20 protein-coding genes are annotated in these 20,015 nt (G+C 53.8%); 10 read left to right on the top strand and 10 right to left on the bottom strand.

The genetic code is table 11. From position 1 onward, the window contains the following. Positions 1 to 46 precede the first annotated feature (46 nt). Entirely contained in the window at positions 47 to 1,063 is a 1,017-nt protein-coding gene (locus MLD66_RS08800; RefSeq protein ID WP_247217042.1) for a type I glyceraldehyde-3-phosphate dehydrogenase, read from the top strand. Between the two features lie 7 nt (positions 1,064 to 1,070). On the opposite strand, the gene MLD66_RS08795 is transcribed toward MLD66_RS08800, so the two are convergent. Together MLD66_RS08795 and psaK are read right to left on the bottom strand one after the other, a co-directional pair. Beyond that, positions 1,071 to 2,291 (bottom strand): site-2 protease family protein, encoded by a 1,221-nt coding sequence (locus MLD66_RS08795; RefSeq protein ID WP_247217040.1) that lies wholly within the window; start codon positions 2,289 to 2,291, stop codon positions 1,071 to 1,073. Between the two features lie 222 nt (positions 2,292 to 2,513). Continuing rightward, positions 2,514 to 2,768: a photosystem I reaction center subunit PsaK gene (gene psaK / locus MLD66_RS08790; protein WP_247217038.1), complete on the bottom strand. Its 255-nt coding sequence runs from the start codon at positions 2,766 to 2,768 to the stop codon at positions 2,514 to 2,516. Between the two features lie 246 nt (positions 2,769 to 3,014). On the opposite strand from psaK, the gene groES reads away from it, so the two are divergent. Continuing rightward, positions 3,015 to 3,326 carry a co-chaperone GroES gene (gene groES / locus MLD66_RS08785; RefSeq protein ID WP_247217036.1) on the top strand — a complete coding sequence of 104 codons (312 nt, stop codon included), beginning with the start codon at positions 3,015 to 3,017 and terminating at the stop codon, positions 3,324 to 3,326. 21 nt (positions 3,327 to 3,347) lie between these two features. Continuing rightward, the gene (gene groL, locus MLD66_RS08780) at positions 3,348 to 4,976 is read left to right on the top strand and encodes a chaperonin GroEL (protein WP_247217034.1); all 1,629 of its coding nucleotides are present in this window, start codon (positions 3,348 to 3,350) and stop codon (positions 4,974 to 4,976) included. A 759-nt stretch (positions 4,977 to 5,735) separates the two neighbouring features. On the opposite strand, the gene MLD66_RS08775 is transcribed toward groL, so the two are convergent. The 5 genes from MLD66_RS08775 to rsmH form a co-directional block, all read right to left on the bottom strand. Further along, positions 5,736 to 5,978 (bottom strand): type II toxin-antitoxin system HicA family toxin, encoded by a 243-nt coding sequence (locus MLD66_RS08775; protein WP_247217032.1) that lies wholly within the window; start codon positions 5,976 to 5,978, stop codon positions 5,736 to 5,738. After that, a complete protein-coding gene (locus tag MLD66_RS08770) occupies positions 5,975 to 6,220 on the bottom strand; it encodes a 2-oxoisovalerate dehydrogenase (RefSeq protein ID WP_247217031.1) in 246 nt (81 codons plus the stop codon). Before MLD66_RS08770 ends, MLD66_RS08775 begins: the two co-directional genes overlap by 4 nt. Before the next feature lie 4 nt (positions 6,221 to 6,224). Continuing rightward, entirely contained in the window at positions 6,225 to 6,479 is a 255-nt protein-coding gene (locus MLD66_RS08765; protein WP_247217029.1) for a hypothetical protein, read from the bottom strand. Between the two features lie 192 nt (positions 6,480 to 6,671). Next, on the bottom strand, positions 6,672 to 7,820 hold the full coding sequence (locus MLD66_RS08760; protein WP_247217027.1) for a citrate synthase: 1,149 nt from the start codon (positions 7,818 to 7,820) through the stop codon (positions 6,672 to 6,674). A gap of 71 nt (positions 7,821 to 7,891) precedes the next feature. Next, complete coding sequence (gene rsmH, locus MLD66_RS08755) at positions 7,892 to 8,737, bottom strand: 16S rRNA (cytosine(1402)-N(4))-methyltransferase RsmH (RefSeq protein WP_247217025.1); 846 nt, start codon at positions 8,735 to 8,737, stop codon at positions 7,892 to 7,894. Positions 8,738 to 8,816: 79 nt separating this feature from the next. Here rsmH and MLD66_RS08750 point away from each other — a divergent pair, with 79 nt between their 5' ends. Beyond that, positions 8,817 to 9,155 (top strand): P-II family nitrogen regulator, encoded by a 339-nt coding sequence (locus MLD66_RS08750; RefSeq protein ID WP_247217022.1) that lies wholly within the window; start codon positions 8,817 to 8,819, stop codon positions 9,153 to 9,155. Beyond that, positions 9,152 to 10,639: a hypothetical protein gene (locus MLD66_RS08745; RefSeq protein WP_247217020.1), complete on the top strand. Its 1,488-nt coding sequence runs from the start codon at positions 9,152 to 9,154 to the stop codon at positions 10,637 to 10,639. Before MLD66_RS08750 ends, MLD66_RS08745 begins: the two co-directional genes overlap by 4 nt. A 10-nt stretch (positions 10,640 to 10,649) precedes the next feature. Here MLD66_RS08745 and MLD66_RS08740 read toward each other — a convergent pair whose 3' ends face one another. Next, positions 10,650 to 12,155 carry a class I SAM-dependent methyltransferase gene (locus MLD66_RS08740; protein ID WP_247217011.1) on the bottom strand — a complete coding sequence of 502 codons (1,506 nt, stop codon included), beginning with the start codon at positions 12,153 to 12,155 and terminating at the stop codon, positions 10,650 to 10,652. Between the two features lie 450 nt (positions 12,156 to 12,605). Here MLD66_RS08740 and MLD66_RS08735 point away from each other — a divergent pair, with 450 nt between their 5' ends. Further along, a complete protein-coding gene (locus MLD66_RS08735; protein WP_247217009.1) occupies positions 12,606 to 14,348 on the top strand; it encodes a mechanosensitive ion channel family protein in 1,743 nt (580 codons plus the stop codon). Positions 14,349 to 14,423: 75 nt separating this feature from the next. Here the strand turns inward: MLD66_RS08735 and MLD66_RS08730 are convergent, their stop codons facing one another. Then, positions 14,424 to 15,314, bottom strand: a complete 891-nt coding sequence (locus tag MLD66_RS08730) for an SDR family oxidoreductase (RefSeq protein ID WP_247217008.1) — start codon at positions 15,312 to 15,314, stop codon at positions 14,424 to 14,426. A 137-nt stretch (positions 15,315 to 15,451) separates the two neighbouring features. On the opposite strand from MLD66_RS08730, the gene MLD66_RS08725 reads away from it, so the two are divergent. Beyond that, a complete protein-coding gene (locus tag MLD66_RS08725; protein WP_247217007.1) occupies positions 15,452 to 16,735 on the top strand; it encodes a tetratricopeptide repeat-containing serine protease family protein in 1,284 nt (427 codons plus the stop codon). Between the two features lie 2 nt (positions 16,736 to 16,737). Continuing rightward, entirely contained in the window at positions 16,738 to 17,400 is a 663-nt protein-coding gene (locus MLD66_RS08720; RefSeq protein ID WP_247217006.1) for a response regulator transcription factor, read from the top strand. 104 nt (positions 17,401 to 17,504) lie between these two features. Here the strand turns inward: MLD66_RS08720 and MLD66_RS08715 are convergent, their stop codons facing one another. Beyond that, positions 17,505 to 18,197 (bottom strand): hypothetical protein, encoded by a 693-nt coding sequence (locus tag MLD66_RS08715; protein WP_247217005.1) that lies wholly within the window; start codon positions 18,195 to 18,197, stop codon positions 17,505 to 17,507. A gap of 228 nt (positions 18,198 to 18,425) precedes the next feature. Here MLD66_RS08715 and MLD66_RS08710 point away from each other — a divergent pair, with 228 nt between their 5' ends. Together MLD66_RS08710 and MLD66_RS14525 are read left to right on the top strand one after the other, a co-directional pair. Continuing rightward, positions 18,426 to 19,574 (top strand): cysteine desulfurase family protein, encoded by a 1,149-nt coding sequence (locus MLD66_RS08710; RefSeq protein WP_247217004.1) that lies wholly within the window; start codon positions 18,426 to 18,428, stop codon positions 19,572 to 19,574. A gap of 67 nt (positions 19,575 to 19,641) precedes the next feature. After that, positions 19,642 to 19,980, top strand: coding sequence for a hypothetical protein (locus MLD66_RS14525; RefSeq protein WP_281438442.1), 339 nt, complete (start codon positions 19,642 to 19,644; stop codon positions 19,978 to 19,980). Positions 19,981 to 20,015 lie beyond the last annotated feature (35 nt).

The following is a 20,015-nucleotide window of genomic DNA, read 5'->3' as shown; positions in this document are numbered from 1 at the left end:
TAAGATGTAGGGCAAATTCACGCCATCATCACCGTTGAGGACTACCGTGATTAAGGTTGCAATTAATGGCTTTGGCCGCATCGGGCGCAACTTCCTGCGCTGTTGGGCGGGACGGGCGACCACCGGGCTGGACGTTGTGGCGATCAACGACACCTCCGACCCCAAAACCAACGCCCATCTGCTGAAATATGACTCCATGTTGGGGCGCTGGGATGCCGACATTACCAGCGATGAAAATTCGATCACGGTCAATGGCAAAACCTGTAAATGCTATTCCGACCGCAACCCGGAAAACCTGCCCTGGGGCGAATTGGGGATTGACCTGATCATCGAAGCCACCGGGGTATTTGTGGATGAAAAAGGTGCCAGCAAACACCTCACCGCCGGTGCCAAAAAAGTGATGATTACCGCCCCCGGGAAAGGCTCAGGCATCGGCACCTTTGTCATGGGGGTCAACCACCAGGACTACAACCACCACGAACACCACATTATTAGCAATGCCAGTTGTACCACCAACTGCCTCGCCCCCGTGGTCAAGGTATTGCATGAGCATTTTGGAATTGTCAAGGGCATGATGACCACCACCCACAGCTACACCGGCGACCAACGGCTGTTGGATGCCAGCCACCGGGATTTGCGGCGGGCCCGGGCGGCGGCGGTGAATATCGTCCCCACGTCCACCGGGGCGGCCAAGGCGGTGGGTTTGGTACTGCCGGAATTGAATGGCAAACTCAACGGTATCGCCTTCCGGGTGCCCACCCCCAACGTGTCCCTGGCGGATTTGGTGGTGGAAGTCAGCCAGCCCACCATCGCCGAAGAGGTGAATGGCGCTTTGAAACAGGCCAGCGAAGGTCCCCTCAAAGGTATCCTCGGCTACAACGAAGAACCCCTGGTTTCCAGCGATTACCGGGGCACGGACACTTCTTCGATTGTGGATGCCGCCCTCACGATGGTCATGGATGGCACCCTGGTCAAGGTGGTGGCCTGGTATGACAACGAATGGGGCTACTCCCAACGGGTGGTAGATTTAGCCGAACACGTCGCCAAATGCTGGGCGGCTTGAGTCCCGGTTAATGCTGGGTTTCTGGGAGCGTGGCGGACAATTCCAGGGCTTTTTGCGCCAAGGGGACTAAATTCAAGCCCTGGGGATAACGCCCCTCCCGGTTCACCCGCTCCAAGTCCGTCCCACTCAGTCCCAAAAAGGGTGCCAACGGTTTCAGCACATCCCCCCGCATCACCAAGCCCTGCACCCCCCCCGCCGGAGAACGCACCAGCAACCAAGCATGGGCATCCCCCAGGGTAATGATTGCCTGGGCCAGGCTGTCCTGCTCCCGGATGCTGGGCAATTCGTCCAAGGGGATCACAATCGCCGCCAGGGACGTGGTGGCCCACTGACTGCGTTCAATCCGGGACAATCGCCCGCTGTCCACCAAGCCCAAATAACGCCCATCCGCCTCAGCAAAATAAATCTCCGGGGTTTGGGCGGGCAAACAATACAAATCCACAAAATCCCGCAGACACAATTCTGCCCCCAAGACCCGAAAGTCCCGGCTCATGATCTGGTGAACCCGGGTTTTCAAAAGAATTTCTTGCAGGACACTATACTGCCGATAGGTCTGGGCATTGCTGGCCATAAACCAGCCAATCAAGGCCAGCCACAGCCCTCCCGCCGCCCCACCCAAAAAGGCAAATATGCCCAACACCATCCCCAGGGTACCCAACGCCCAACCAAAGGCCGCCGCCCACTGCACCCCCCGAAACGGACTGCCCGTCACTTGCCAAATGCAGGCCTTGAGCACCTGTCCCCCATCCAAGGGGAGACCTGGAATCAGGTTAAAAACCCCCAAAATCCAGTTCATCGCCATCAACTCCTGGGTGATCCGCCCCCAGGGAGAACTCCCCAACTGCTGGGTGAGGCCCATGAACCCCACCGCCAGCCCGAGACTCACCAGCGGCCCCGCAATCGCCACCCGCAACGCCTGCATGGGGGTACGGGATTCCTGCTCCAAAGTCGCCACCCCCCCAAACAAAAACAGGGTGATCGAGCGCACCTTCACCCCCTGCGCCTTCGCCACCAGACTGTGCCCCAACTCATGCAGTAATACCGAGCCGAACAGTCCCAGCGCCAACAGGAAGCCCATGCCCCATACCCAACTCCCCGGCCAATCCGGGTACAACTGCCGCCAGCGCAGACGATTGGCCCAGGTCACCAACAGGGCGATCACAAACCAGGACGGGTCGAGGTACAGGGGGATGCCAAATAATGAACCGACCCGGATTCCCCCTTGCATTGCCTGTACCCCCAAACGTCACTATCTCTATTGTAAGAAGTCGGGACAGGGCATTCATCTAATGCAATGCCAGATTAAGGGCACCCCTATCATGATTTGCACCCAGTTTATCTCGCTGGAATGCCCATACTCTCCCGAACCATACACCGCAGGTGCTTGGTTAACGGGGGCTACGCCCCTGCCACCTATTTTTATGAAGTGCCCTTAATTCAGAATTGATATTTAGAGCAGTCCCGAATTGGCCAAACCCAACACCATCCCCGTCCCCAACAGATGCCCCAGCGCCGCCGTCGCCAACAACTCCGGTACCCCAAACCCTTTGAATAACTCCGGCAAAGGCAGAGCCGGCCCCACCCCCTTGCCCTCGATGGCGTAATAACCAATCGCCACCGCAAACAAATTGCAACCCACCATCACCACAGCCACACTGGGGGACCAGGGCACCGTCGTCGGTACGGTCAACAGTAGGGAATTCATGGGCAACACTCCAGAAATCAATCACCCCCATCCTAAAACCAGCCCGCCCCCCCGCCCCACCCTTTGTCATACTTCCCCACAAAACTTTGCGCTGATTCACACAACCCCCAGTTCGGAAACCCGTACCCAAGTCCCGGCACCGGGTACGCTAAATTAGCACTCGAAGGCTGAGAGTGCTAGGTCAGGGTCGCAAACCTCTGGACAGCAACTCCAGGTCTAATTTTAATGACATTGGGAGCGTCATTTATGGCAACCATCACGTTGAATGTCTCCACCGTCACCCCGTTGGGAGACCGGGTACTGGTGAAAGTGAGTCAATCTGAGGAAAAAACCGCCGGGGGCATCCTCCTGCCCGACACCGCCAAGGAGAAACCCCAAATTGGCGAAGTAGCCGCCGTGGGTCCTGGCAAACGGGATGAGGATGGGAAACGGCAACCCCTAGAAGTCAAAGTCGGCGACAAGGTGCTGTACTCCAAGTACGCTGGCACCGAGATCAAAATCGGCAGTGAGGAATACGTCCTGCTGGCGGAAAAAGACATTCTCGCTACGGTCAAGTAACCCTGAAGGAGGTTTTCACTCATGGCTAAGAAAATTCTCTATTACGAAGAAGCTCGCCGCGCCCTAGAGCGGGGGATGGACATCCTGGCGGAATCCGTCGCCGTCACCCTCGGGCCCAAGGGGCGGAACGTGGTATTGGAAAAGAAATTCGGTGCGCCCCAAATCGTCAATGACGGGGTGACCATCGCCAAGGAAATCGAACTGGAAGACCATGTCGAAAACACGGGGGTAGCCCTGATCCGCCAAGCCGCCTCCAAAACCAACGATGTGGCCGGGGACGGGACAACCACCGCTACCGTATTGGCCCATGCGATGGTCAAAGAGGGGTTACGCAACGTGGCCGCTGGTGCTAATCCCATTGCCCTGAAGCGGGGGATTGACAAAGCTACCCATTTCGTAGTGGAAAAAATTGCCAGCCACGCCCGCCCGGTGGAAGACTCCAAAGCCATTGCCCAAGTGGCCTCCATCTCCGCCGGGAATGACGAGGAAGTGGGCAAGATGATCGCCGATGCGATGGACAAGGTGGGCAAGGAAGGGGTCATTTCCCTGGAAGAAGGCAAATCCACCACCACCGAACTGGAAGTCACCGAAGGGATGCGCTTTGACAAGGGGTACATTTCCCCCTACTTTGCCACCGACCCGGAGCGGATGGAAACCGTCCAGGAAGATGCCCTGATCCTGATCACCGACAAGAAAATTACCCTGGTGCAGGATTTGGTGCCGGTGCTGGAGCAAGTGGCGCGGGCGGGCAAACCGTTGTTGATCATCGCCGAGGATATTGAAAAAGAAGCCCTGGCGACCCTGGTGGTGAACAAACTGCGGGGCGTGTTGAACGTGGCCGCCGTGAAAGCCCCTGGGTTTGGCGACCGGCGCAAGGCCATGTTGCAGGACATCGCCGTGTTGACCGGTGGGCAAGTCATTTCCGAGGAAACCGGCTCCAAACTCGACAACGTGCGGATGGATATGCTGGGTAAAGCCCGGCGGGTGAACATCACCAAGGACCACACCACCATCATTGCGGAAGGGAATGAGGCGGCGGTGAAAGCCCGGTGCGAACAAATCCGCAAGCAAATCGAGGAAACCGACTCCACCTACGACAAGGAAAAACTGCAAGAACGCCTGGCGAAATTGGCGGGCGGGGTAGCGGTGATCAAAGTCGGTGCCGCCACGGAAACCGAAATGAAGGACAAAAAACTGCGCCTGGAGGATGCCATCAACGCCACCAAAGCCGCTGTGGAAGAGGGGATCGTCCCTGGGGGTGGTACCACCCTGGCGCACTTAGCTCCTGAGTTGGAAGCCTGGGCGAAGGAACACCTGAGCAACGAGGAATTGACCGGGGCGTTGATCGTCAGCCGTGCCTTGACCGCTCCCCTGATGCGGATTGCCGAAAACGCCGGGGTGAACGGGGCGGTGATTGCCGACCAGGTGAAGGACAAAGCCTTTGATGTGGGTTACGATGCCGCCCAAGGCACCTTCCGCAATATGTTTGAAGCGGGGATTGTGGACCCGGCCAAGGTGACCCGTTCGGCGTTACAAAATGCGGCTTCCATTGCGGGGATGGTGTTGACCACCGAATGTATTGTGGTGGACAAGCCGGAACCCAAGGAAAAGGCACCAGCGGCTCCCGGCGGCGGGGATTTTGACTACTAACCCAACGCTGAAGCAATAGTGGCTCATTTTGCTAATGAATGATTAACCCTGACCCCCAGCAATGGGGGTTTTTTGTAGCTCTATAGCTAAGCATACAAAGGTTGACATGATATGGGTCGCTGGGCGTAGCCCCACATTGGTTTCCCAGAATCTTAAGGCAACAACCTTAACCTACCTAGCTATAGCAATCCTACGGCAACCCTAGTTACAGCCTTTTCAATAGTTACGGAATAGGGCTGTAAACCCACCGACTCTAAGCCTCATTCATTAGCACTAACCCTTGGAAATCAGATGCTTGGTATCCGTCCTTTAATTGGTGAACAGGCTGTAATTCCCGAAAAGCCTAAATGAAAAAAAAAAAAAGAACACGGGTCGCAGGGGCGCCGCCCCCGTACAAGAAGCACCTGCGGTGTATGGTTCTGGGAAATTTCCATTTGTTAATCACATAGAATTGTTATACAGTAATCCTAAATAAAAAAATAGAACAGGGGTCGCAGGGGCACCGCCCCCGCATTTGGTTCTGGGAAATTTCCATTCGTTAATCACATAGGATTGTTATACAGCCTTTTAAGTATAGTAATTTCAAACAAGTTTGCGACATTCACTTTTACCTACAACCCCTTTCCTAGAAGGGGATAGAGCGATTACCAGTGCCTAAAAAGTGTCGCATCTATTTGTGAAATGACTATATTTATAGGGTACAGTTGAAATTCCACTACGAGTACCGTAGAGGTGGACGTGGTAGATTTGAGTCATTAGTTAATCGAATAATTGTTTCAGCAAATCATCTCGACTAATTTTGAAATGAGAAGCAACATCTTTCAAGATAGCATTAAGTATTCCGGTTTTGAGGGGTGAATGATTGGGGATAGTAATATGATGTTCACCTTCCTTTTGTGTCGTGAGGCGAAGATGACTACCTGTTTGACGTACTATTTTATAGCCGAAACGATTGAGAGCAATTGCTAATGTTTCCCCTGTGATGTCACGAGGTAACTTCATAAAGTAAAGACCTCATCCCGTACAATGTGTAGCCGAATCACCCGAGGTCGTTCCTCTGGATTAAGAAAGTGACATTCCACAGCATCTCTAACCATTAATCGCAGAGATTCCAGATCATCAGCTTGTGTGAAAATCGATTCCCCTAATGCCTGGGCACAATAACCGCCTTCCACATCTTCTTCAACCAAAAAAATAATTTCCTTAATTAGACTAGATGGCTGATTTACTTGCTGTGCCGTCATGGTGTTAAACTCCTTTTCTAAGCATTAAACTGACCGATACTCCCTGCTGAACGTCAAACACATTCTCATCTTTGAAACCATCGGGAACCACTGCTTTCTTCTTGGTATTGCCGTGTAAATCTATAACATAAATTTCATCAAAACTCTGCTCTACACTGCGGTGCATACTACGAAACCCTGGATTATCCAGATAATCATTCGGACGTTCAAACTCCACATCACTCGCTAAATCTGCTGAACCTACAGCCAATTCTACCACTCTCCATCGTTTATATATAGCAATCCTAAATGAAAATGGAACAGGGGTCGCACACCGCCCCCGTCTGTAGTTCTCAATAATATTGGCATTCCAGCGAGATAACCTCCTGGTAATACAAATAAATAGAGGTGCCCCAATGTAAATCAAGTAGGATTATTATATTGCCCACAACTCTGAGAACCTACCAAAACCCTAATCCGTCCGTTCTTCAATAGAAATGTAGGGTAAATCGTGACCCCCCACATAAATTTGGGTGGGACGGAAAATGCGATTGTGGTTTAATTGTTCCTTCCAATGGGCTAACCAACCCGCTACCCGGGCGATGGCAAATACGGGGGTAAATAAATCATTGGGAATTCCTAGTTTGCGATAGACCAAACCGGAATAAAAATCCACATTCGGATAAATGCCCTTGTGTCCCAGCCGTTCTACGACCACCCGTTCAATTTCCACCGCAATATCGTAGTAGGTGTCTGCCCCAAATTCCGCAAACAATTCCTTAGCCAGGTTTTGCAAAATTGTGGCCCGGGGGTCTTTCACCTTATAGACCCGATGCCCAAACCCAGGAATGCGGGCTTTTTCCACCAGCAATCGTTCAATAAACGGTTCCACTTGATCTACCGTGCCGATTTGTTCAATCATTTGCATCACATCCTCATTCGCCCCCCCGTGCAATGGCCCCGCCAGGGTACCCACTGCCGAAGCCACTACGCCGTAGGGGTCGGTCAGGGTGGATGCCGTAACCATCGCCGCAAAGGTGGACGCATTGATCGTATGTTCAGCGTGCAGGGTCAAACACACATCCAACGCCCGGGCTTCCAGTTCATGGGGCACCTGTTCCCGCAACATATAGAGGAAATTGGCGGCATAGTTTTGGTCGTCCCGGGGTTGCACCGGGTCATTGCCTTTGCGGATGTGTTGAAACGCCGCCACCATCGTGGGAATTTTCGCCAATAGGCGCACCACCGCCGCCCGAATGTACTGGGGGTCATCCAACGCCCGCCGGGAGTAAAACAGCCCCAAAGCCGCCGCCGACGCCTGGAGCGCATCCATGGGGTGGCCACTTTCGGGAAAACATTTCATCATGTCCCGGATGCGGTATTTCACCCGCCGGTGGTAGGTGATTTCGTGTTCAAAAGCGTGCAATTCACTCGCCGTCGGCAGTACCCCCCAAATGAGCAGGTAAGCCACCTCCAAAAAACTACTTTTGGCGGCCAATTCCTGAATGGGAATCCCCCGATATTCCAAAATGCCCTGCTGACCATCCACATAACTAATGCTGGACTGGGTGACCGGCACCCCCTCTAACCCCGGGCGATATTCACAGGCGAAGCTGGTCATAGGGCAATGATGGCAAGACTTTCGATTTGCCCATTATAGAATGCCAGGTTCCAATCCCTTGGCCCCCAAGGTTACCGTCGCTGGGCTGAGCGCAATTTCGCCGAGCGGGAACGGGGATTCTGCCGCTGTTCCTGGGCACTGGGGGTAATCGGTTTGGGAGTTAAAATTTCCAGCCCTTCATGCCGACGGAATGCCCATTTCACCAACCGGTCCTCCAGACTGTGAAAACTGATGACCACCAACCGCCCCCCCGGTTTCAGCCAAGTGGGTGCCCGTTCCAAAAATCGCTCCAAGCTCTCCAACTCCCCATTCACCGCCACCCGTAGGGCTTGAAAGACCTGAGTTGCTGGGTGGATGCGCCCATACCGGGCCCCCGGTGGCAGACCCTGCCGAATGGTGTCCGCCAAACGCAACGTATCGGTAAAGGGGCGGTTTTGCACAATCCGGCGAGCAATGCGGCGGGCAAAGGGGGCTTCCCCATAGCGGCTAAACAGGGCCACCAACTCCGTCTCGCTGGCCTGGTTCACCAACGTGGCCGCCGTCAGGGTTTGCCGTTGGTCCATCCGCATATCCAGAGGTCCAGGGTGGCGAAAACTAAACCCCCGCCCTGGGGTATCCAAATGCAGGGAACTCACCCCCAAATCCGCCAGAATGCCGTCAAATTCCCCCCCCGGATACTCGCTAAAATTTCCCTGCCACCAGGTCACCGGATACCCCTGCAACCGCCGTTGCGCCAGGGCTAAAGCCTCCCCATCCCGGTCAATAGCGGTTAACTGAATCCCCGGGGTTTGTAACAATAATTCACTATGCCCCCCCAAGCCCACCGTTGCATCCAGAAAATGCGCTCCCGCTCGGGGTTGCAGATAGTCCAGCACCGCCTGCGGTAATACGGGAATGTGCCCCCCATCCGGTATCATTGGTTACAAGTCCTCCCTTGGGAGCAATGATAAAACAGCAGGGTCAGGAGGATTCCATTACCTTGCCTTTGAGGAGTGTATGAAAAAAATCGAAGCGATTATCCGCCCTTTTAAGCTCGATGAGGTGAAAATTGCCCTGGTGAATGCGGGCATCGTGGGCATGACCGTCTCGGAAGTGCGGGGCTTTGGCCGCCAACGGGGGCAGACCGAACGGTATCGGGGTTCGGAATACACGGTGGAATTTTTACAAAAATTAAAACTGGAAATCATTGTGGAAGACAGCCAGGTGGACTTGGTCATTGACAAGGTAATTGCGGCGGCTCGCACCGGGGAAATTGGGGACGGTAAGATTTTCATTTCGCCGATTGAGGGGGCGATTCGTATCCGCACGGGCGAACGGGATGCGGAAGCCGTATGACACTCCAGGCGGGCATTGCCGGGTTGCGGGGGACGGTGGACCAGCAGGGGGGAAATCTCAATCCGGCGACCCTGCTCAGCTATGCCCAGGGGTTTGGGGTGTGGGTGAAGCAAACCTACCCCCGACCGACGGTGGTGTTGGGACGGGATGGCCGCAATTCGGCAGTGATGGTGGCGGATGTGGTGCGGGCGGGTTTGGCAAGTGTGGGCTGTCGGGTGGTGGATTTGGGGTTGACCTTAACGCCAACGGTGCAATTTACCCTCAGCCATGAGGCGGACTGCCACGCCGGGGTAATGGTCACCGCCAGCCACAATCCCCCCCAGTGGAACGGGTTAAAGTTTCTCAATCACCAGGGGTTTTTCCTCTCGACCGCCGATTGGCAAGCCCTGGAAACCTGCCGCCGGGAGTTGCACGCCCCGGAATTGCCCCTGGACCAGGTCCCTGCGGTGGTGACGGCTCCCGAAGCCTTTACGGCCCACCAAAATGCGGTACTGCGTATGCTCCCCACCGGGGCGATTCAAGCCCGCCGGTTTCGGGTGGCCCTGGATGCCTGCAATAGCGGGGCGGTGCTCTGGCAAGGATTTTTGCAGGCCTTGGGGTGCGAGGTGGTGGCCTGCCATACGGAATTGCACGGGTATTTCAGCCGGGAACCGGAACCCCTGCCCGCCCATTTGACTACCCTGCAACGGTTGGTGCGTACGGCCCACTGCGACCTAGGATTTGCCGCCGACCCGGACGGGGACCGGTTGGTGTTGGTGGACGAACGGGGGGAAGCGGTCAACGAGGAACACACGGTGGTGCTGTGCGCCTGGGAGCGGTTGAGTCGCCATCCCAACGGCACTTTGGTGGTAAATACAGTTACGACCCACGCCCTGGAAACAGCCTATCCGGGGGTGAAAATTGTCCGCACGGCGGTTGGGGAAATGAATGTGGTGGCCGGGGTACAGACCCATCAGGCGATTTTGGGGGGGGAAGGCAGTGGCGGCATCATTGTCCCCCAGGTGCATCTGGCCCGGGACGGCATGGGGGCGATGGGGTTGATCCTCAGCCTCTTGGCGAGCACCGGCCGTTCTCTTTCTGCCTTGATCCAGGACATTCCCCCCTGGCGGAGTGTGAAATGCAAACTGGCATTGGCGGGGGACAGTGGAGAACCCCTACGCACCCTCTTCCGGCGTTGGCGAGAGGCATTACCGCCATTGACCATCCAAAACCAGTACATCCGTCTCGGCGCTTCCGAAGCCCATATCAGGCTAGAATTTGCGGGCAACGGTTTAACCCTGCACACCCATATCCCCCCCGCCGACACCCACACCACCCAGGCGCACCACCCGGAACTGGCGCATCTCTGGCAACGGTTTGACCCGGATCAGGTCACCGTGGACATGACCGATGGGATCAAACTCAGCACCCCCAACGCCTGGTTCAGTCTGCGCCCTTCCAACACGGAACCGATTCTGCGCCTGATGGGAGAATATCGAGCCTAACCCCGACCCCTTAAATCCCCAACCGTTGCAGCAGGGGTTGTCCGTGCTGGGCAAATTGCACCGCCTGTTCCCGCAAAAACCCCAGGGTCGCCTCCGGGGTATCCAACACCTTGCCCTCGTGGGTGAGTTGCAATCCCCGCCGGGCGAGAATCTCTGAAACAAACGCCACCGGGGGTGCCTGCCGTTGCGCCGCCAACAAAAACAGCAGTTCCAAATGGGAAACCTTCACCCCATTACCAATCACCGGACTCGCCAAAAACTGCAATTCCCCCCCCAGTTCCGCCCGTTCCACAATCACCCGGTTAAACCGCTCCGTGCACAACCCACCCTCCCCCACCACCGGATGGGCATACCCCAACCCCGTCAGCACAATCAACGTCTGGCCGATCTGCTGTAACGTTATCCCCTGGGGAGCCAAGCGGGTCACCAATTCCGCCACCGTCACCGGCCCCTGCGCCAAATGCTCCACCACCGGCTGATACAAACTCGCCTGCAATTGCACCTGTCCCGCCGTGGTTTGATGTTCCAGCTTCACCAGACTGGGCAAAACCGTCAAGATAAAAGCCATATTTTGTAGAATCTGCGCCTGGGCTTCCCCAGGCATTCCGACCGGCCCCCGCACATACACATCCCGGCGAAACTGGCTATTGAGGTAAAAATCCCGCACCAATTCCCGCAACACCGGGTCACTCAAGGTTGCCAAATGGTTGATCGCCGCCGGGGGCAAATTAAACGCATCCACATGATCCACCAAATGCGCCGAACCCACATAACTTAATTTGGCATGACCCATTTCCGTCATCACTTCATCCACATACAGGGGATGCCAATGTTCATTGAAAAATTCATGCACGAGATAATGCACATCCTGGGTTTTTAATTGTTCCAAACGACTGGCCAGCCAAGGATGTTGTAAATACACCGCTTGATTGGTTTTTAACAATTCCACCAATTCCAAAGCCAATTTTAAGCGTTCTACCGCTACCCCACTGCTCCGCCCCCGATAAAAGTTCATCAACTTTTGAATGGGCGCCAGCACCCCCCAACCCGGCAGAGTATTGTAGGACACATAAACCACCCCCCCCACCTTCAGATATTTTTGGAGAAAGGCTTGGATCACCCGGCGATTTTCAGGACTAATCCAACTATAAATCCCGTGCAAACTAATAAAATCAAAAGCAGGCAAATCCGCCTCTAAATACTCCTGAAAACTCTGATCACTAAAGGTGACATTGCTCAAACCCGCCGCCGCCGCTAAGTCCCGGGCTTGATGAATATGGGTGGGGTTAAAATCTGTTGCATAAAAGTCCCCTTGAGGATAGGCCGCCGCCAACAGATTGGTGGTTAACCCATGCCCGCAGGCCAATTCGCAATAGGTAAACGGTTGCCCAATCGGGGGAAACTTCACCTGTTTCGCCAACAAACACAGGATCAAATTCGCCGGACTGAGGTGGTGATAAAACCCTTGGGTATAAGGGATTTCTATGACATAACCATCCTGCCAATTCCCTACCATGTTGTTCCAAAAATAACGTCATTCTTTTAGCATAAACCATCCCCTAATGGTTGTGAAATAGCCACGTTTCACGGCGTACTTACACCCCGATTGACCAGCAAGGACTGGTGTGGATGAGTACCAATACCTTGGGAAAAGCATCTCAGAGTGTTAATCACCCTGCTTGTTACTCTAGGGAACCTCTATAAATTCAAAGTTAGTGGTCGCAGGGGCACCCCCGCCTTTGGTTCTGGGTACTAGGGATATGCCAACGTATGGGTTGGCTCAAATAAATAGAGATGCCCTCTAAGTTAAGCCTTTAATGTCCTCTCTGGCAATCAACCCACCCGCTAATGTTGTGATACTGCCAAGGCGATTAACCATCAAATACGTGACTGAACCTCAGCAAACATCGTCAAATGATTATCAAATTTTGGTAACCTATGGAAAGTCATGGGTTTAGGACCATTGATGCCGATGCGATTGCATTTTATCTATCGAATGTTCGCTGTATGGTTAATCACGTTAACAACGGTGCTATTCCCTGTCCAAGTGGGTTGGGGACAACTTCCCATTCCCCAGCAACAATCCCAGGTCGTTTTACCAAGTCATGTCACCCGTTATGGAAATATCGAAACTACTGATGTGGTATTTGATGGGAAAAGTTTATTTACAATTGCCTCACCGACGGTGCGAGATCGTAATAATGCTAATAAACTGATCCCAGTTGAAATTCGGGCGGAACTGATTGAAGCCAATTTGCGCCGGATTGTGGCACCTTACACACAAAACCTACTCGATAATCGTGAGCCTAAAGTAATCATTTCTGTGGCGACGTTGAACAATGAAACCGTAATTTTAGGTCGGACAGAAGACCAAAAACAAAATATTACCATTCTGACGGTTACAGAGCTTGATTCGTCTTACAATGGCATCCCTATCCCCGAACTTGCTGAAGCATGGCGAGGTATTATTCAAAACAATCTTCAAGAGGCTATTTCCCAGAGGACACCCAAAGCCCTCTTAGGTCAAATATACCAAGCGGTTCAGGCTCTTATTTTTGTATTATTTATTAGTTTAATTCTACTGGGATTGCAATACTTCATCAACCGCCGTAAATTGTATATACAAAAACAAATTATGACCTTAAAAAATACTCCAAAACAACCAGAGCAACCATCACCGAATACTCACGGCTTAAACCGACAAAGAATTGAATTTATCAACCACATTAAATCCTATTTTGACTACGAACATAGAAAGAAAGTAATTTCTTTATTTGAGTATATTTTACTGTGGATACAATTTGCAGTTTGGTTGGCAGGAGTATCCTATATTCTTGCGATTTTTCCCCAGACCAGGGCGGTTGCTAACCAGCTTTTACATCTGCCCATCCTATGGCTGAGTATGTGGTTTGTCACAGGTTTGGGCAGTAAAGCCGGGGATTTTTTGATTGACCGGTTACAGCAAGCCTGGGAAAAGTATAATTTGTTTGAAACCGGTGAACTGACCCGTAAGTCACTGCGAATTTCGACGACGATGGAAACCCTGCGGGGGGTGAAAAATGCGCTAATTTATTTTATCCGAACCAGTTATATACTTAATACATTAGGGGTACCAATTAGTTCGATATTTGCCTTGGGTGGTTTGATCGCTTTAGCTATTTCCCTGGGGTCACAGAACGTCATTAAAGATATTATCAATGGTCTTTTAATTCTTTGGGAAGACCAGTTTGGAATTGGGGATATTGTCCAAATTGGGGAATATACAGGTATGGTAGAAAGTATGAGTTTGCGGATTACCCAACTGCGGAATCCCGAGGGCTGTTTAATCACGATTCCCAACAGCAGTATTATCAAAGTTTCTAATTTGACTCGGCTGTGGTCACGGGTCAATTTTGAGATTTTAGTGGACTGTCAAACCGACCCTACCCAAGCCCTCCAGGTGCTCAAAAAAGTTACGCAGGAATTTTATGCTGACCCGGACTGGCGGCAAAGTTTGATGGAATTCCCGGAAGTGTTAGGCATTGATGCGGCTGGGCATGAGGGGTTACTTCTGCGGGTTTGGCTCAAAACCCAACCGGGACAGCAATGGCTGGTGGGTCGAGAATTTCGTCGTCGGGTTGTCCAAAGTTTGGCACAAAATGGGATTGCCTTGGGTCGTCCGCATCAGGTATGGGAGGACAGTGACGCAAAGTATCGCCAGCCCACCTAATCGTGCTGGTGGCAAAACCCTTGGGCAAACCACGATTCTAAAAAACGAACTTTGGGGACAGTGCCCCTGGGATTCTCAATTCAATCCCAAATAACGTTGCAAGAATTGTTCGAGGGGTTCGAGTTGAATATCAAGGTGATTTTCTAACTGTTTAATGTCCCTTTCACCGCAAATAAATTCATGGCTGAATAGGGTTTTCAAAGTACCGAGGTCTTCCTCCTGTTGCAACCATTGTAAACCCCACCGTACCCCATCTAAGATTGGCAATGGCACTGGGATAATCATGGGTTGGGACTGGGTGAGTTTTTGATACAGGTGAATTACCTCCCAACGGCTGAGGGGCGACCCACCTACGGGGAAAATCTGTCGCCGGAATGCAGGATTTTGGGTGGCTTTTACGGTAATATGGGCTAGGTCATCCAAACTAATCCAAGCATGGCGCAAATGTCCATCCCCGGTTAAAATTAAACTTCCGGTTTTCTGCAATTGCCGCAACCAGGGTAACAGATAGTGATTAAGTAAGGGCGGGCGTAAAATGACATAGTTTAATGTACGATTCAGCAATTCATTTTCAATGGCTAATTTAGCTTCCAAAAGGGGTGCATTCCGGGCATATTGATCCACACCCAAACCCGAAATATAAGTGAAACATTCCACCCCAAATTTATGGGCAACTTCGATGAGATGCAAATTACTTTTGAGATGAATCTGAAGAATTTGCTGAGGGTGATTGTGGGTGCTGATCACATAATTGACACCGGTCATGGCTGTCCAAATATCTTCCCGTTGGGTAATATCCCCGAAATATAATTCTGCGCCCGCATCCGCTAAATCTTGATAGTTTGATCCCAGCCGCACCCATGCCCGTACCCGCTGGCCCTGGTGTCGCAGTTGATGCACCACCCGCCGGCCAATTTGACCCGTTGCCCCCGTCACGAGATATAATTCGGTCGCCGGTTGCACCATTCGCCTCGCCCGTACCAATGATCACAAGTTCAGTGTAAGCGGTGATTCTCTTTCTGGCTCTATTTTTCGGAATTGCTCCGAAATTTTGCCTCACTCTCGGTATAATAAAATGCAAGCGAAAGTGGGAGACGGCTAACATGAAACGCATTAGTTGCGGCGTGACCGTGGCACTATTGGCTACAGGGGGGGTCATGCTCTGGCAACGTCCCCTAGACTCAGCGGATGATGTGGCGGCGGTCGCCAAGGTTGCGAAAGGAATTACGGTATTGATTGATGGGGTGAATCCTGGCTCTGGAATTATTGTGGGGCGGGAAGGCAATACCTACACCGTATTAACAGCGGCGCACGTTCTCCCTGTACAAGATGAGTACGATATTATCACATCTGATAAACAAAAATATCCTCTCAAGTACAGTACGGTACAAAAAATGGCCGGTGTGGACATGGCAACGGCCAAGTTTACGAGTGATAAGACCTATCCGGTGGCGAATTTGGGGGATGCGACTAAGGCAACGGAAGGCAGTCCGGTGTATGTGGCGGGGTTTCCCAAGCCGGGGGCGGCGATCACGGAGCCGGTGTACAACTTCACTACGGGGCGGGTAACGGCCAATGCCAGCAAGCCTTTGGCGGATGGATATGGGTTGGTGTACAGCAATAGTACGTTGCCGGGGATGAGCGGCGGGCCGGTGTTGGATCGGCAAGCTAAATTGATCGGGGTACATGGGCGGGCGGATGGCGGCCAGTTGGAGCGGCAATCGGAAACGGTGTATGTGAAAACCGGGTTCAATCTGGGCATCCCCATCAATACCTACTTGAGCATGGCTCCCCGTCCGACGGTGGTGGCGGTGGCACCGACGACCCCTACCCCGCCTCGCCCGGTAACCCCCAAATCCGCACCAGTAGCCGCCAATCCGGGTCGAGCGGATGATTTTTACCTGTTAGCCAGTGACCGTTATCGGCAGGGGGATATTGCCGGGGCGATGAATCAGCTTTCCCAGGCGGTGCGGGCCAATCCCAACTATGCCGCCGCTTTTGCCACCCGGGGGGTGATCCGTTACATTCAACGGGATCAACAGGGGGCGATCCAGGATTTTGACCAGGCGATTCGGCTCGACCCTAGCTATGCGGAACCCTATGTGGGACGGGGGTTGGCGCGCTCGGCCCTGGGGGATCGGATGGGGGCGATTGGGGACTATTCCCAGGCGGTGGAACTGCGTCCTACCTATGCGGAAGCCTGGTACAACCGGGGGGTGCTGTTGTATAACGTGGGGAAAATCCGGGAGGGGATTGAGGACCTGCGGCGGGCGGCGGATTTGTATCTCCAGCAGGGCAATCCTGTGGAGTACCAACGCACCCAGGAAACCCTGCGGGTGGCGACCAGCAATTGTCGGCAACAAATTCGTACTTTGTGTGACTGGTAATCTTGCCGGTTGTCCTGCTGATTCCCAATCAACAGTTGCGGCTCTTGTTGGGCTGGCATTTACAGCAGGTGGGGTATCGGGTCACCTTGCTGGGGGAATTGGCGCAAGGATATACCCTGACGGCGAATGGGATCATGCTGGTGTTGGATTTGGATTGGCCGCAGACCTGGGATGAGGGGTTACAGTTGGCGACCTGGTTTAGCCAACGGTCGTTGGGGGTGCTGTTGATCATTTCTGCCCGTAGTCAGGAAGCCGACATTGTGGCGGGGTTGGGGGCGGGAGCGGATGATTATTTGGTGAAACCCTTTGGATTGGCGCAGTTTGTGGCACGGGTGCAGGCATTGACCCGGCGGTGGCACAAGGGGCAAACGGTGTTACAGGCTGGGGATTTACGTTTGGATTTGCTGACCCGGCGGGGGGATTACCAGGGTCAGGAATTGTCCCTCACCCCCCATGAGTTCCATCTGCTGGCACGCTTGCTCCAGGCGCAGGGGGAGGTGGTGCCCCGGCACATATTACAGATGCAGGTGTGGGGGGGTGCCTGCGGGCGGAGTCTGGACACCCATATCCTCAGCCTACGCAAAAAACTACCGCCTGCGGTGCAGATTAAAACCGTCCATCGCCTGGGCTATCGGCTGGTGGTTAACCCGCCGCCAACCGTCTGACTGATACCTGGGTCAAAGGGGTGGCATTGGTATCCTTTCATCCCAAACGAAATGAGAACCTGCTCAGCCCGCCCCAATTTGATGGAACTTTTAGGGAATACAAATCAGGAATGTTCCTCTGGCGGCTCTGGGGTTTGCTGTTGCCGCCTTGTTTCCGACTGTTGACGCTTGCGGTCTTCTTCTGAAAAATGTACGGAAGCTTGGGATTTATTGCGGTATTTTCTAATCGTATCGGCGGTGGAGTGCCAGGCAGATTTCACCCCGGCGGCATTGGGGTCATAACTCATGCTCGAAGTCTTGGAAAATCCAGTTTTTTCCGCTTCATTGACCGCATTCAAATCGGCACTGAGATAGACAAACTGCCATTGATATTTTTCGCTTTTTTCGGTGATCATCCGCCGGATTTGACCCCCCCGAAATTGGCGACTGGCATTTTCCATCCCATCGGTGACCACGACCATGACGACCTGTTCGGGTTGGGCTTCGGGCGGGAGGAGGCTGAGACTCCGTTCTAAATCCTCAATGCCCCGTCCCACCGCATCCCATAGGGGGGTACTGGCACGGGGAATAAACGTTTCGTTGGTTAAGGGGGGGATTTCCCCAATCGGTTTGAACCAATGGATGACTTCGTAGGGGTCTTGGGTGTCAAACTGCACCAGGGTCAGGGTGGCGGTGCCGGTGCCTTCTTTTTGCTGATGCACAAAATCATTAAATCCACCAATAATATCGTCGGCAATCCGCTGCATGGAGCCGGAACGGTCAAGAATTACGGTAATGTGGGTGTAATCGGGTTTCATCGTGCCGGATGGGTGAGGGATAGGCATACCTTAACACACCTTGGAATTAGGGATTTCTATAGCAGTCCTAAATGAGAATAGAACAGGGGTTGCAGGGGCACCGCCCCCGTATTTGGTTCTGGGGAATTTCTCTTCGTTAATCAAATAGGATTGCCATATTGCCTTCCGGAAGCAGTATTTTTGGGGTAATGGTTACACTAAAAATTAACCCAATTTAATGCTTTGCCCATGCGCCCAATTTATCTGGATTACCATGCCACGTCGCCGGTGGATGAGCGGGTTTGGCAGGCGATGATGCCCTATTGGCGGGAGATGTTTGGGAATCCGGCCAGCCGGGGGCATTCCTATGGTTGGGAGGCCCAGGCGGCGGTGGAATTGGCCCGGGAACAGGTGGCCGCCAGTCTCAATACCACGCCGGAACGCATTATTTTCACCAGCGGGGCGACAGAGGCCAATAATCTCGCCATCAAGGGGGTGGCGGCGGCGCTCTACGGTCACGGGCGGCATATCCTGACGGTGCAAACGGAACACCGGGCGGTGCTGGAACCCTGTGCCTACCTGGAATCCCTGGGGTTTCGGGTCACCTATCTGCCGGTGGCGGCCGATGGGTTGGTGGATGTGGAACATCTGCGGGCGGCGTTGCAACCGGATACGATTTTGGTGTCGGTGATGGCGGCGAATAATGAAATCGGCGTGCAGCAACCCTTGGCGGCGATTGGGGCAGTCTGCCGGGAGCGGGGCATTCTATTTCACACGGATGCGGCACAGGCGGTGGGGAAAATTCCCTTGGATCTGCAGGCACTGCCCATTGATCTGCTATCCCTGACGGCGCACAAAATCGGGGGTCCCAAGGGGGTGGGTGCCCTCTTTGTCCGGCGGTCTGTCCCACTGGTGCCCCAACTGCACGGGGGCGGTCAAGAACAGGGATGGCGGGCGGGAACCTTAGCGGTGCCCCTAGTGGTGGGGTTGGGGGCGGCTTTAACGTTGGCGATGGCGGAACGGGAGCGGGAACAGGCCCGGTTGTTGGCCCTGCGTACCCATCTCTGGCAGGAATTACAAAAGCTAGAGGATGTCTTACTCAATGGGGCTTGGTCACCCCGGTTGGCGGGGAATCTGAATGTGACATTTCTGGGAGTGAACGGGGCGGAACTGCATCGGCAGTTACAACCGGTGGTGGCGGTATCCTCCGGGTCAGCGTGCAGTACGGGGCAACCCTCCCATGTCCTACGGGCGTTGGGGCGGTCGGCGGCGCAGGCGGCCAGTTCGGTGCGGTTTGGCTTGGGGCGGGGAACCACCGAGGCGGAAATTCAACAGGTGGTCAATCATTTGCAAGAAATCCTGCCCGGATTGCGCCAGAAAAGCTATATTAAGACTTAATTGGGCTGAATTCAAGATAGGTTTAAGTGTAACAATCCTTTTTGCCACGCTCGGTCTGGGGAAATGTATGGTCAAACCGCCGGTATTCAATTACATTTTTCGTACCCGCCGGTATTGGGTGTTGGGGCTGTTGGTTTTGGCGGGGATGGCTTTGGCGGTGGGGTCGGAGGAGGTGCTGACGGGGAGTTCCGGTTGGATGCCCCTGACGGCTTTGGTGAGCCTGTGGCCCCTCTGGTTGACTTTGGTACCGGCGGTGGCGGCGTTTTCCCTGGCGGTGAAGGGGATGGGTTGGGCACCGGAGTTGGACGTTACCCTGGCGGGGCAGGCGTTTCTCGCCTACGGTTTGGTGGGGGCGGGGGTGCTGGGTTGGCTGTGGTATCGGCACCGGCGACCTGGTCAGGTGTAGGATTGGGCCGCCAAGGGGTGGAGGGGGCGGCTTGG

This window comes from Synechococcus sp. C9, assembly GCF_022984075.1.
In the GTDB taxonomy this organism is placed as follows: domain Bacteria; phylum Cyanobacteriota; class Cyanobacteriia; order Gloeomargaritales; family Gloeomargaritaceae; genus Gloeomargarita.
The sequence above is the reverse complement of the archived record's forward strand: the minus strand, read 5'-3'. Positions and strand labels throughout refer to the sequence as shown.